Below are 13114 nucleotides of genomic sequence, written 5' to 3'. Positions count from 1 at the left end.
ACCGTGCTCTTACCCGCGCGTCCGGCTCATTCCGTGACGATGGCCGGGTCGCTGACACCGGGGCGGCCGTTCTCGACGTGGCCGGCGAACCGGCGCAGGAACGACGGGTCGGCCGCGGAGGTGACGGTGAGGTCGTACCAGCGTCGGCCGGTCCTCAGGTCGACGGTGCGCTTGAGGACGGCGCCCACCCGGACCCGTACGGTCGTGGTGCGGTCGCGGTAGCCGTCGGTCACCCGCAGGTCCACGGCGGCGGAGCCCCGGTTGGTGAAGGTCAGCTCCACGTCGTCGCCCACGTGCCGGGCGACGACCTCGGGCCCCGCGGTCCCCCCGGGCCCCTTGAAGACGCGCAGGAAGCCGTTCGGTCCGTGCACGGTGAGGTCGTGGGAGCCGCCCGGGTGCGCCGGGTCCCAGGTGCCGGAGATCTTCTTGCCGGCCTCGGTGGTGTAGTTCCACGGGCCGTCGGCGCGGTTGCCGGAGGTGACCAGGAAGGCGGCGCCGGCCCGGGTGCCGGAGGCGAAGGTGAGCGTGAGCCTCCCGGTGGCCGGGTCGGCCGAACCGTCCACGGAGGGCGCGTACCTGAGGGGGCGGGTGGGCCGCAGGCCGCGTTCCTGCCGGGGCAGGGAGCCCTCGGCGGGCGGGGTGGGCCGGTAGTCGGGGTGGCGTTCGCGGTCCTGCGGCGCGTACCCGTCGGTGCCGGGGAGCACGACCGGCCCGGTGTCCCTGCGGGAGAAGTCGAAGGCGGCCGTCAGGTCACCGCAGACGGCCCGCCGCCAGGGCGAGATGTTCGGCTCGCGCACCCCGAAGCGGCGCTCCATGAAACGGATGACCGAGGTGTGGTCGAGGGTCTCGGAGCAGACGTAACCGCCCTTGCTCCAGGGCGAGACGACGAGCATCGGCACCCGGGGACCGAGGCCGTAGGGACCGGCGACGCGGGTGCCGCCGCCCGGGTAGAGGTCCAGGGAGACGTCGACGGTGGACCCGCCCCGCTCGTCCGACGCCGGCGGGAGCGGCGGCACCAGGTGGTCGAAGAAGCCGTCGTTCTCGTCGTAGGTGACGAACAGTGCCGTCCTCGCCCACACCGCCGGGTTGGAGGTGAGCGCGTCGAGGACCTGGGAGATGTACCAGGCGCCGTAGTTGGAGGGCCAGTTGGAGTGCTCGGAGAAGGCCTCCGGGGCGGCGATCCAGGAGATCTGCGGCAGCTTGCCGGCCTTCACGTCGGCCCGGAGCCGGTCGAAGTAGCCGTCGCCGTTCTTGACGTCGGTGCCGGTGCGGGCCTTGTCGTACAGCGGGTCACCGGGGACGGCGTCGCGGTACTTGTCGAAGTAGAGCAGCGAGTTGTCGCCGTAGTTGCCGCGGTAGGCATCCTGGATCCATCCCCAGGAGCCCCGCGCGTCGAGGCCGTCGCCGATGTCCTGGTAGATCTTCCAGGAGACGCCCGCCTCCTCCAGGCGCTCGGGGTACGTCGTCCAGTCGTAGCCCAGTTCCTCGTTGCCCAGGACGGGGCCGCCGCCGCGGCCGTCGTTGCCGGTGTGCCCCGTCCACAGGTAGTAGCGGTTGGGGTCGGTGGAGCCGATGAAGGAGCAGTGGTAGGCGTCGCAGACGGTGAACCGGTCGGCGAGCGCGTAGTGGAAGGGGATGTCCTCGCGGGTGAGGTACGCCATGGTGGTCGTGCCCTTGGCGGGCACCCACCGGTCGTACCTGCCGCCGTTGTAGGCCGCCTGCCCGTCGGGCCAGCTGTGCGGGAGGCCTTCGAGGAACTGCATGCCGAGGTCGTCGGCGGTCGGGTGGAAGGGCAGCAGGTCCCTGGTGCCGTCCGACTGGTGCCACACCGGCTTGCCGCCAGGGAGCGTCACGGGGTGCGGGTCGCCGAAGCCGCGCACGCCCCGCAGCGTGCCGAAGTAGTGGTCGAAGGACCGGTTCTCCTGCATCAGGACGACGATGTGCTCGACGTCCTCGATCGTCCCGGTGCGGTGGTGGGCCGGCAGGGCGGCGGCGCGCTCGATGCTGCCCGACAGCGCGCTGAACGCCGTGGTGGCACCCGCGATCCGGAGGAATCTGCGCCGGTTGACTTCGGACTCGGACATGGAGGAAGGGCCTCTCGTGCGGGGCGGGTTCGGCGGCCGGTCGTTCGCCGGGGGAGCGCGTGCGAGGAGTCTTCCAAGGCCACGCAACGCGGGGGAAGGGGCGGATGGCGCCCACGTGAAGGTCGACGGTACGGGGGGTGCGGAGCGGGCCACCGCCGACGCCGCACGGCCACCGCCGGCACCGCACGGGCGGGCGGACACGAGCGAAACGTTTGCGTTTCGCTCGATGGGCACCTAGGCTAGGTGTACGAAACGGTTTCGTTTTACCTGTTCGTAACCGACCACGACTGGAGTACGTCCCCATGGCTCAGACAGCCGCAGCACCGGACACGGTGTCGTCCGGCAGGACCGGCTCCCCCGCCGACGCCGCCGCACCCCGCCACCGGTGGTGGATCCTCGCCGTCATCGGGCTCGCCCAGCTGATGGTCGTGCTGGACGCGACCATCGTGAACATCGCCCTGCCGTCCGCCCAGGCCGACCTCGGCTTCTCCGACGGCAACCGGACCTGGATCGTCACCGCCTACTCCCTGGCCTTCGGCAGCCTGCTGCTGCTGGGGGGCCGGATCGCCGACCTCTTCGGCCGCAAGCCCGCCTTCCTCGTCGGCGTGAGCGGCTTCGCGGCCGCCTCCGCCGTGGCCGGCGCGGCCACCAGCTTCGAGATGCTCGTCGCGGGCCGCGCCCTGCAGGGCCTGTTCGGCGCGCTGCTCGCCCCGGCCGCGCTCTCCCTGCTGACCACGACCTTCACCGACCCGAAGGAACGCGCCAAGGCCTTCGGCATCTTCGGTGCGATCGCCGGCTCCGGCGCGGCCGTGGGCCTGCTGCTCGGCGGTGTCCTCACCGAGTACATGGACTGGCGCTGGACCCTCTACGTCAACCTCTTCATCGCGGCCTTCGCCATCACCGGCGGCTCGCTGCTGCTGCGGCGCACGGCCCGCGACCCCGGCTCCAAGCTCGACATCCCCGGCACGGTCCTCGTCACCACCGGCCTGTTCGGCATCGTCTACGGCTTCTCCAACGCCGAGTCCCACGACTGGAGCTCGCCGCTGTCCTGGGGCTTCCTCGCCGCCGGCGCCGTCCTGCTGACGCTCTTCACCTGGTGGCAGACCAGGGCGTCGCACCCGCTGCTGCCGCTGCGGGTGCTCCTGGACCGCGACCGCGGCGCGTCCTTCACCGCCATGCTGGTCTCCAGCGCCGGAATGTTCGGCGTGTTCCTCTTCCTGACCTACTACCTCCAGCTCAGCCTCGGCTTCTCCGCCGTCCGGACGGGCCTGGCCTTCCTGCCGATGGTCGCCGCCCTCATGGTGAGCGCCACCACGTCCACCAGCGTCCTGCTGCCGCGCGTCGGGCCGAAGACCGTGGTCCCGCTGGGCATGCTGCTCGGAGCGGCCGGCATGGTCTGGCTGACCGCCCTCGGCCTGGACAGCACCTACGCGGCCGACGTCCTGCCCGCGCTGCTGGTCACCGGCCTCGGCATCGGCCTGATCATGGCCCCCGCCATGAGCCTCGCCACCGGCGGCGTGGCCGCCGAGGACGCCGGGGTCGCCTCCGCCTCCGTCAACACGATGCAGCAGATCGGCGGCTCCATCGGCACGGCCCTGCTCAACACCCTCGCGGCCAGCGCCGCCACGTCGTACCTGGTCGGCAAGGACCCCTCCGACAAGCTGACCCAGGCCCGGGCGGCGCTGGAGTCCTACTCCGCCGCCTACTGGTGGTCGGCCGGCTTCTTCGTGGTCGGCGCGCTGGTCACGGCGCTGCTCTACCGGCGCGGCGTCCCGGTGGTCGACACCGACGCCGCCCCCACCGTCCACATGTGAGCGGCATGTGGTGATCCGCGCCGGCCCGTGGGGACGGGGACGGCGCGGACGACGGGCCCGGTGCTCCCGAGCACCGGGCCCGTCGGCGTGCCGCACACGACCGCCCCGGCGGGAACGTGCGGTGCGTCCCGCTGACCCGGGCGCCGTCGGCGACCTGAACGCCGACGGTGCCCGGTCAGACCTCGGGGGCGGGGACCACGCTGAGGTGTCCCGCGGTGCGGCGCGGACGCCGTCCCGCGCGGGGCGCCGGTGCGGGTGCCTCGCGCGGCACCATCGTCATCCGCGTGTACCCCATCCCACGCAGCGTCCGCGGCGTCTCGCCGACGATACGGCACTCGGTGGCGGGCCGGCGCGGGTCGGGGTGGAGCAGGGTGCGGACCGCCCCGTCGTGCTCGACGGCGTCCTCGCCCATGACGCGCACCCAGTGCGGCAGTCCCTGCCGGTAGGCGGCCTCCATCAGGGGGTCCTGGGCGATCTCGCGGCGGATCGCCTGCAGGACGGGGTCGTGGCCGTGCCGTTCGAGGGTCGCGGCGAACCGGGCGAGCGCGGGCAGGCACCAGCCGGCCTCGTGGTCGCCGAGGACCGACGCCGCGTCCGGGTGGAAGAGGACGAACCGCAGGAAGTTGTCGTCCGGCAGCGCGGTCGGGTGCGGGCTCACACCGCGGAAAAGTGACGCGAAAGCGTCGTTGGCGAGAACGACGTCCCAGCGGTGGTCGAGAACGACGGAAGGAAAGGGCACGGCCTCCAGGTACGCGGCGTAGTCCCGTAGGTAGGACTGGGCCTCGGGACTTTCGGGGACGGGCCGCGGTACCGACCGCTGCCCACCTGCCTGATACGCCATCGGGAGGTCACCCCTCTTGCCTCTGCGGCCTTCACGCGGCGTGCCGATCCTGCTGCCCGGCGCGCGGCGTGTCAACTATCGTGGCATTCGGCGCTCGTTGACGGCTGAAATTGGCCACAGTTGTGGCGAGACCTGGCTGCGGGTTCGGAAGACCGGTTACTCTCCCGGCAGTTCACGGCGATCGCGTGTGCCCGTGAGAGGCTCGTGAGAGACGTAGGAGACCTGTCGGTGACGGATGGCTTCGATGTTCCGGGCGCCACGGCGACGGTGCTGTTGTCCGCCGTCGTCGCCCGTGTCACCGCTCTCGCCGACCGGCTCGGCGTACCGCACGCGGAGGTCTTCGGCAGCGGACGGCTGTCCGTCGCCTCCGGCGTTCCCGAATCCGTGGTCAAGGCCCTGCTGAGCGGCCGCCCGGCGGGGGAACCGGACGTGCAGGCCAGGTTCCTGCAGCGGCTGGACCTGTTGCGCCGCACCCGGCTCAAGCCCAACGGCCGCAAGTACACCCAGCAGGAGATCGCCGACGGCGCCGGCATGTCGCGGCAGCAGGCGGGCGCCCTCATCAACGGCGACCGCCGCCCCACCATGGAGCACTGCGACGCCCTCCAGCGCTTCTTCCGCGTGCACGCCGGCTTCCTCACGGCCGAGGACCCGGAGGCCCTGGCGGGCGCCCTCCAGCACGTGGAGCAGGAGTTGCTCCAGAAGCTCGCCGCCCGGGAGGCGGCCGCGGCCGCCGAGGACCCGCTGGAGCGGTTGCTCCAGGACCACGGAGTGCGCGGGATCGCCTGGCGGGCCGCCCAGCTGCCCACCGATCAGCACCGCGACAAGGTCGCCGAGTGGCTGGACATGCTCCTGGAGAGCGTGAAGCGGCCGGAGTCGTGATCCGGGGGAGAACTGGGAGAACCGTGGGCATCGCCAAGGACATGCGCCGGCTGTGCGGCGCACTGGTCGCGGAACTGACCCTCCCGGCCCCCGCCGCCCCCGCCGACCTGTACGCGGCCCTGTGCGAGGGCATGAGCCGCCGCCGCGGCCGCCCGGTCGTCTTCCGTACGGCCGCGTTCCCGCCCGGCACCGCCAGCGGCCTGTGGCTCGACATGGCCGACCAGGACCTCGTGGTGGTCGAGGAACGCACCGCCCCCGACCACCAGTTGGTCATCCTGGGCCACGAGCTGTGGCACATGAAGGCGGGCCACTGCGGTCACCACGTGGCGGGCGCCGCGGTGGCGGCCCGGCTGCTCCACGACGGGGCGGACCTCCAGGCGACGGTCCGCAGCGTCGCCGCGCGCACCCGCTTCGACCAGGCGGAGGAACGGGACGCCGAGAGCTTCGGCCTGTTGCTCGCCAGCAAGTGCCGGACCTGGCTGCCCGGTTCGTCGCCGCGCGGCCGCGGGCGGCGCGACCACCTGGCGGGCCGGATCGAGGCGGCGCTCGGTTACCTCGGACCGCAGGACCGGGCCGGCGGCTGAACGCCCCGCCCCGGGCACGACGGCAGAACGGGCCGGTCCCGGACACGGCGGCCGAGCGGGCCGGTCCCGGGCACGACGGCCGAGCGGGCCGGTGGGGCCCGGCGGGACGGTCCGGTCGAGGTGAGGGCAGGGACGGCCTGGGCCGGGGCGGCCCTCTCGCGAGACTCACGGTGACCTTCCCGCCTCGGCCGAGCGAGGGGGTCCCGGGCACGGCGGCCGAGCGGGGCCGTGCGGCCCGGCCGGGGCGGGGACCGCCGCGGGGACGTCACCGGCCGTCGGGCCTCCCGCGAAGCTCACGGTGGCGTCCCGCCTCGGCCGAGCGGGCGAACCGCTGCCCGGGACGGGCGGATTGTCAGTGGTGGGCGGCAAGCTTGGGGGTGCGTCTCCGCACGGGGGCGCACGCGCCGTACGGGCGCGTGGGGGACGACGCCGACACGGGGAGAGCCGACCGATGCCCACTGCCGTACCGACCGCCCGCGAGCGCACCGCCGTGCAGGCCTATCTGCGGCTGCTCCACACCGTCCGGGCGGCCCTCGGAGACGATGCCGGCGGCCCGCCGTGCGACCGGCTGCCGCCGGTGGTGCCGCCGGCCGTCATCGCCGAGGCGGAGCAGGCCCTGGCGGCCGCCGGCCTCGCGGGCAACGAGGAGGAGTTCTTCCGGCTGCTGCACGACTGGCTCCCGGGCCGCTGACGGCGGGACGGACGGGTGCCGGGCCCGCGGCCCGCCGTCAGCGGCCGCGGGGCTCGGTCGTGCGGGGGGGGGTCAGCCGTGCGGGACGGTGATCGCCGTCGCCACCAGCCCGCGGCCGACGGTCCAGCCGCCCTCGAAGTGTCCGAGACGGTGGCCGCCGATCACCGGTCCGGGCACGAGCAGCCGGGCCCTGAGGGTGCCCTGCGAACTGCCCGCGGGACCGGCGTCGATCTCGATGTCGGCCTCGCCGAAGTCCAGCCACTTCCGGGTGAGGGGGAACCACGCCTTGTAGACGGACTCCTTGGCGCTGAACAGCAGCCGGTCCCAGTGCACCTCGGGCCGGTCCGCGGCCAGCCGGCGCAGTCGTTCCCGCTCCGCGGGGAGCGCGACGGCGGACAGCACGCCGTCGGGGAGCGGCTGGTGCGGTTCGGCGTCGATGCCGAGCGAGGCCAGGTCGGCGGCCCGGACCAGGGCGGCCGCCGCGTAGCCGTCGCAGTGGGTCATGCTGCCGGCCAGCCCGGCCGGCCACTGCGGGGCGCCGCGTTCACCGGGCAGCACGGCCTGCGGGGGCACGCCGAGCTTGTCCATCGCGCGGCGGGCGCAGGAGCGTACGAGGGTGAACTCCCGGCGGCGTTTGGCGACGGCCCGCGCCACGAGCGCCTCTTCTTCCGGGTAGAGGGGCCCGTCGCCGAACTCGCGGACGCCGTCCTCGCCGTGCGCCTCCACGGCGACCACCGTCTCCGGCAGCAGCTCCTCGATCACGCGTTCTCGTCCTTCCAGGGCAGGATGCGGCGCAGCCGGCCCGGCGGGTGCGGGCGTTTGCGCCACTCGCGGGGGTAGCCCACCGACACCTCCTCGAAGCGGACGCCCTCGTGCCAGGTGGTCCGCGGGATGTGCAGATGGCCGTAGACCATGGCGGCGACCCGGAAGCGGCGGTGCCAGTCGGCGGTCAGCCGGGTGCCGCACCACATGGCGAACTCCGGGTACCACAGGACGTCCGTGGGGTGCCGGTCCAGCGGGTAGTGGTTGACGAGGACCGTGGGGAGGTCCTCCGGGAGGGCGGCGAGCCGGCGCTCGGTCTCGGCGACGCGGGCCCGGCACCAGTCCTCGCGGGTCGGGTGGGGGTCGGGGTGCAGCAGGTACTCGTCGTTGCACACGACGCCCGTCCCGTGCGCGTACTCCAGGCCCTCCTCCTTGGTGGTGCAGCCGGCCGGGAGGAAGGAGTAGTCGTACAGCAGGAACAGCGGGGCGACGGCGACGGGGCCGCCGGGGCCCTCCCAGACCGGGTAGGGGTCCTCGGGGGTGGTCACGCCCAGCTCGCGGCACACCTCGACGAGGTGCTCGTAGCGGGCGACGCCCCGCAGGGTGACGGTGTCCTTGGGGTGGGTCCACAGCTCGTGGTTGCCGGGGGCCCAGAGGACCTTGCGGAAACGGCTCGCGAGGGTCTTCAGCGCCCAGCGGATGTCGGCCACGTTCTCCGAGACGTCACCGGCGACCAGCAGCCAGTCCTCGTCGGTCTCCGGGGCCATGCGCTCGACCAGGGCCCGGTTCTCGGGATAGCCGATGTGCAGGTCGCTGATGGCCAGCAGTTGCCCGGCTCCACCGGCCGTCGACGTCACACTGTGCTCCGTTCCCCCGGTCCTCCCCGTCACCGCGCGTACGAACGGCACCGCGGCCGTCCCATCCTTACCCGCGATCGCGCCCCGTACGAACATGATCGGAAAATCCGTAACACGTGCGTTGCACGCGGCGCCTCCGGGAAGCCGTATGATCGCCCCAACACCACCGCCCCGACCTGCCTTCGCGCAGGGCGGTTTGGTGTCCCTCCAATCCCCCTGCCCGGGCCGGGCCTGCTTCGCCCTGCCCGCGAACCGTGAAAGGCGGCCCGCATGGTCTCTCGCGTACGCGTCTGGCTCAACCGCACGTACGCGGAGAACGTGTTCTTCATGGATCAGCTGCGGCGAAATCCGAGCGACCGGGCCGTGGACATCCACGCCACGCACGGTGACGTCGACTCGCCCGTCCTGGCCGTCGCCGACACCGCCGACCTGGAGCCGGAGGGCCTGTCCCCCGCCGCGTACGTCGAGTACGCCCTCGACCAGTGCCGACGCCGCGGCATCGACGTGTTCGTGCCCCGGCTGCACCAGGCGGCGATCGTGGCGCACCGCGCGGACTTCGCCGCGGCCGGGACGGCGCTGCTCGCCCCGACGCCGGAGGCCGTCGCGGTCTTCCACGACAAGGTGATCGCCTACGAGGCGGTCCAGGCCATCGGCGTGCCCGTGCCGCCGTGGTGGCGGGTCCGGACGGCGTCCGAACTCGTGGCCGCGGTCGAGGCGTTGGAGGCCGACGGCCACAAGGCGTGCTTCAAGCCGGCGTCCGGTGCGGGCGGGGTGGGTTTCCGGGTCGTCACCCGCGCCCCCTTCTCGCTGGCGCAGCTCAGCGGTTTCCCGTCGCCGTACGTCCAGCTGGACCTGGTCGTCGAGGCGCTGGAGCAGGCCGAGGAGCAGGTGGACTGGCTGGTGATGCCGCGGCTGGAGCAGCCGGAGGTGTCGGTGGACTGCCTGACCGGCCCGGACAACCTGATCCGGCTGTCCGTCGGCCGCACCAAGAACGGCCGCCGCCGCGGCTTCACCCTGCAGGAGCAGTGGCTGGAGCCGGCCCGCCGGATCGCCGAGGGCTTCGGGCTGCACTACCTGTCCAACATCCAGTTCCGGATGTTCGGTGACGTCCCGGTGCTGATGGACGTCAACACCCGTCCGGCCGGCGGGCTGCACCAGCTGGCCCTGTGCGGGGTCAACGCCCCTTGGGCGGCGGTGCAGTTGGCGCTCGGCGAGGACCCCGGCGAGATCGTCCCGCCGTTCCTCGGGCAGGACTACGCGGTGGTGTCGGGGCCGCGCCAGCTGGGCGCGGTGCCGCTCGCCGCGCAGCGGACGGAGGAGACGGAGCCGCTGCTGCCGGCCGTGCCCGCGCCGGTCGGCTCCGTCGAGGTGGGCCAGGCGGCGCAGGCGCAGGCGCCGCTGCCGCTGTAGACCGCACCGTCCCGCCGGTGGGGGCAGGCCCCCACCGGCGGGGGCAGGCCGTCGCGGAGCCCCGAGAGTCCCCCGGACACGATGTCCGGGGATTTTTTCCTCCCGGGGTGTATCAGGGTCCGGGGTGCGCGCTCTTAACGGTGTGACACCGAAGGCCCACGGAGGAACGACGGGGATCACGGGGGAAATGACGGGGGTCACGGGGGACCTTCGTGGGAGTGACACAGCACGATGAGCACCACCGCACGGGGGAACCACGGGGGAACCGGGGATCGACGGGGGATCCCCGGAAACGGGGGATCGGGCCGGCCGGCCGCTGTCACGGGGAGCGACCGGCCGGCCCGAGCACGTCGGCGGCACCGTGGACGGGATCACGGACGACACCACGGACGGCATCGCGGACGAACGCCGGGGACCGGCACCTCGGCCGCACGGGGGACTTCGCGGTGAGGGGCGGGCCCGGAACCGGCCGGGCCCGCCCCTCGCCGGGTGGTCGGGGCCGGCGAGAGGCGGTGGCGCGGCGCAGCCGGAGCGTGCGGATCCGGAAGGGCCGCAGCCGCACGGGGACGCCGCTCCCGCCGTCGGTGACGGCCGGCTCCAGCGGTCGCTCCAGCAGGTCCGCGACCTGCGCGCCGGCCGGCGGAAAGCCGGTGCGCAGGAGGCCGGCGGCCCGGCCGCCGCACGACTCGCAGTGACGCGTGGGTGCGAGCGCACGGGGTGCGGGCGCCCCGCGGCGTCCCCCTGCCCCCCCGGTGCCCTACCTGAGGTACGCCAGGCCGGGGTGGACGGCGGTGTAGCCCTCGACCAGCCGGCGGGCGACGTTCACGGAGTCGACCAGCGGGTGCAGGGCGAAGGCCTTCACCGCGCCGGCGCGCGAACCGGACTCGGCGGCGGCCAGCACCTCGCGCTCGACCCCCTTGACCGCGCAGACCAGGCCGGTCGCGTGCGCCGGCAGCGGGGCCACCGTCACCGGACGGGCTCCGTCGGCGTCGACGAGGCAGGGCACCTCGACGACCGCGTCCCCGTCGAGCACCGAGAGCGTGCCCTGGTTGCGGACGTTGAGGATCAAGGTGGTGCGTTCGCCGCGGGCGATGGCCCGCATCAGGGCGAGGGCCACCTTCTCGTAGCCGCCGGAGAGGTCGTCGGCGTCGCGTTCGCCGGCGCCGGCCGTCTCGCGGTTCTCGGCCATGTAGGTGGCCTCGCGTTCGGCGCGGGTGCGGTCCCAGAGGCTCAGCGCCGACGCGTCGGACCGGCGCACCTCCTCGTAGAAACCGGCCTGCTGGTCGCGCAGGAAGGCGCCGCGGGTCTTGTCCGCCTGCCGGTAGGCGCGTACGGCCTCACGGTTGAAGTAGTAGTAGTGCAGGTACTCGTTGGGGATCGCGCCGAGCGACCGGAGCCAGTCGGCGCCGAACAGCTTGCCCTCCTCGAACGAGCCGAGCAGCCCGGGGTCGGCGAGCAGGCGCGGGAGTTCGTCGCGGCCGGCGATCCGCAGGCCGCGCACCCAGCCGAGGTGGTTGAGGCCGACGTAGTCGACGAAGGCCTCGTCCGGGTCCGCGCCGAGGACGCGCGCGACACGGCGGCCGAGGCCCACGGGTGAGTCGCAGATGCCGATGACGCGGTCGCCGAGGTGGCGGGACATCGCCTCGGTGACCAGGCCGGCCGGGTTGGTGAAGTTGATGACCCAGGCGTCGGGGGCGAGGCGGGCCACCCGCCGGGCGATGTCGGAGGCGACGGGCACCGTGCGCAGACCGTAGGCGATGCCGCCCGCGCCGACCGTCTCCTGGCCGAGGACGCCCTCCGCCAGGGCCACCCGTTCGTCGTTCGCCCGGCCCTCCAGGCCGCCGACGCGGATCGCGGAGAAGACGAAGTCGGCGCCGCGCAGTGCCTCGTCGAGATCGGTGGTCGTGGTCACGGTGGGGGCGTCGGCCACCGTCGACGCCTGTTCGGCCAGGACACGGGCGACCGCGTGCAGCCGGCCGCCGTCGAGGTCGTGCAGGACGACCTCCGTGACCCGCCCCTCGGCGCGGTCCGTCAGCAGTGCCCCGTACACCAGCGGCACCCGGAACCCGCCGCCGCCCAGAATCGTCAGTCTCACGCTCGCACCTCTCCTGCTCACGCCCGCGCCTCTCCGGCCGGGCCCGCCTCCGGGGAGGACGGTCCGCCGGGCCGGCCGGCGCGTCGGTCACCACCACGTCCAGCCCTCACGGGCCGCGGGCCACCGGCCGCCGGGCCGTCCGCCCACCGGGCCGTGCGGGCGGGCGCGCCCGGCCGTCGTCGGGCGGTCCCTGTTCGGTAACCGTAACGACTGCCGGGTCCGGGAGGAATCCGGAGCGGAAGCGCCGGTGGGGGCGCGCATCGGGCACTCCCCCGCCGGTCCGGACCGGTACGACCGGCCCGGACCGGACCGGCCATGCCCGGTCCCCGCCGGCACACGGCCGCCCACGACGCGCTCCGACGTAGCGGCGCGCACGGTGCTCCGGCACGTGCGGCCCCGTGGCGTGCGGCCCCGTGACGTGCGGCGTCGCGATGTGCGGCGTTCCGGTGTCGCGGCGCGCGGCCGCCGGACCGCCGAGGACTCCCCGGTCAGGCCAGGGACAGGAAGAGCTTCTCCAGCCGGGCCCGCATCTGCGCGGAGTCGCGCACCTCGGGGTCCTCGCTGGTCATGCACTGCTCCAGCCCGGTCGCGATGATCGAGAAGCCGGCCCGGTCCAGGGCCCGGGAGACCGCCGCGAGCTGGGTGACCACGTCCTCGCAGTCCCGGCCCTCCTCGATCATCCGGATCACGCCCGCGAGCTGGCCCTGCGCCCGCCGCAGACGGTTGAGCGCCGACTTCAGCTCCTCGGCCGACATGTCGAGTTGCACACTTCCTCCTCCTATATACCCCCATGGGTATCGTACCCGCTGGGGGAAACACTCCGGGAGGAGTTTCTGTTCCTTGCCCGCACCGGCGGCCACCGATCCCGCGCCCCGGCCCCCCGGCCCTCGGTCCCCATGACCTCGGCCCCGATCCTCGTACTCCGGCCCTCGGCCCTCGGCCCCCCGATCCTCGCACTCCGGTCCCCGCAGCCCTGCCCCCGATCCCCACACCCCGGCGCACCGGTCGCCGCCGGCCGGCACCGCCCACCCTTCGAACCACCCGGAGACGGTCGCCGCCCGCACGGCCGAACCCCGCAAGGGCGATCGCCCCCCCGA

General features: G+C 73.9%; 11 protein-coding genes and 1 pseudogene. 5 read left to right on the top strand and 7 right to left on the bottom strand.

Translation table 11 applies throughout. From position 1 onward, the window contains the following. Positions 1-26: 26 nt before the first annotated feature. The gene (locus tag ACZ5FU_RS08510; protein WP_468834298.1) at positions 27-2084 is read right to left on the bottom strand and encodes a phosphocholine-specific phospholipase C; all 2058 of its coding nucleotides are present in this window, start codon (positions 2082-2084) and stop codon (positions 27-29) included. A 302-nt stretch (positions 2085-2386) separates the two neighbouring features. Here ACZ5FU_RS08510 and ACZ5FU_RS08505 point away from each other — a divergent pair, with 302 nt between their 5' ends. Next, positions 2387-3898, top strand: coding sequence for an MFS transporter (locus tag ACZ5FU_RS08505; RefSeq protein ID WP_451530562.1), 1512 nt, complete (start codon positions 2387-2389; stop codon positions 3896-3898). Between the two features lie 175 nt (positions 3899-4073). Here the strand turns inward: ACZ5FU_RS08505 and ACZ5FU_RS08500 are convergent, their stop codons facing one another. Beyond that, positions 4074-4739: an MmyB family transcriptional regulator gene (locus ACZ5FU_RS08500; RefSeq protein WP_451531211.1), complete on the bottom strand. Its 666-nt coding sequence runs from the start codon at positions 4737-4739 to the stop codon at positions 4074-4076. Positions 4740-4967: 228 nt separating this feature from the next. Between ACZ5FU_RS08500 and ACZ5FU_RS08495 the strand changes: the two genes are divergently transcribed. The 3 genes from ACZ5FU_RS08495 (at position 4968) to ACZ5FU_RS08485 (ending at position 6893) form a co-directional block, all read left to right on the top strand. After that, positions 4968-5618 carry a helix-turn-helix domain-containing protein gene (locus ACZ5FU_RS08495; protein ID WP_451531212.1) on the top strand — a complete coding sequence of 217 codons (651 nt, stop codon included), beginning with the start codon at positions 4968-4970 and terminating at the stop codon, positions 5616-5618. A gap of 41 nt (positions 5619-5659) precedes the next feature. Continuing rightward, the gene (locus ACZ5FU_RS08490; RefSeq protein WP_451531226.1) at positions 5660-6202 is read left to right on the top strand and encodes a toxin-antitoxin system, toxin component; all 543 of its coding nucleotides are present in this window, start codon (positions 5660-5662) and stop codon (positions 6200-6202) included. A gap of 451 nt (positions 6203-6653) precedes the next feature. Next, positions 6654-6893, top strand: coding sequence for a hypothetical protein (locus ACZ5FU_RS08485; protein ID WP_451781500.1), 240 nt, complete (start codon positions 6654-6656; stop codon positions 6891-6893). A gap of 72 nt (positions 6894-6965) precedes the next feature. On the opposite strand, the gene ACZ5FU_RS08480 is transcribed toward ACZ5FU_RS08485, so the two are convergent. Both ACZ5FU_RS08480 and ACZ5FU_RS08475 read right to left on the bottom strand, forming a co-directional pair. After that, positions 6966-7655 (bottom strand): 4'-phosphopantetheinyl transferase family protein, encoded by a 690-nt coding sequence (locus ACZ5FU_RS08480; RefSeq protein WP_468646435.1) that lies wholly within the window; start codon positions 7653-7655, stop codon positions 6966-6968. Beyond that, positions 7652-8512: a metallophosphoesterase family protein gene (locus tag ACZ5FU_RS08475; protein ID WP_451531215.1), complete on the bottom strand. Its 861-nt coding sequence runs from the start codon at positions 8510-8512 to the stop codon at positions 7652-7654. Before ACZ5FU_RS08475 ends, ACZ5FU_RS08480 begins: the two co-directional genes overlap by 4 nt. Positions 8513-8782: 270 nt before the next feature. Between ACZ5FU_RS08475 and ACZ5FU_RS08470 the strand changes: the two genes are divergently transcribed. After that, the gene (locus ACZ5FU_RS08470; RefSeq protein ID WP_469045090.1) at positions 8783-9922 is read left to right on the top strand and encodes an ATP-grasp domain-containing protein; all 1140 of its coding nucleotides are present in this window, start codon (positions 8783-8785) and stop codon (positions 9920-9922) included. Positions 9923-10436: 514 nt separating this feature from the next. Here the strand turns inward: ACZ5FU_RS08470 and ACZ5FU_RS08465 are convergent. From ACZ5FU_RS08465 to ACZ5FU_RS08455, 3 genes and pseudogenes are all read right to left on the bottom strand, one after another. Continuing rightward, a pseudogene (locus tag ACZ5FU_RS08465) lies at positions 10437-10610 on the bottom strand (glycosyl hydrolase-related protein); the annotation flags it as partial. 69 nt (positions 10611-10679) lie between these two features. After that, positions 10680-12017: a 6-phospho-beta-glucosidase gene (locus ACZ5FU_RS08460; protein ID WP_468646436.1), complete on the bottom strand. Its 1338-nt coding sequence runs from the start codon at positions 12015-12017 to the stop codon at positions 10680-10682. A 488-nt stretch (positions 12018-12505) separates the two neighbouring features. Beyond that, a complete protein-coding gene (locus ACZ5FU_RS08455; RefSeq protein WP_030789151.1) occupies positions 12506-12784 on the bottom strand; it encodes a metal-sensitive transcriptional regulator in 279 nt (92 codons plus the stop codon). Positions 12785-13114: the final 330 nt, after the last annotated feature.

Source organism: Streptomyces sp. NPDC031554, from assembly GCF_055580685.1.
This window is presented reverse-complemented; position numbering and strand designations above follow the sequence as displayed.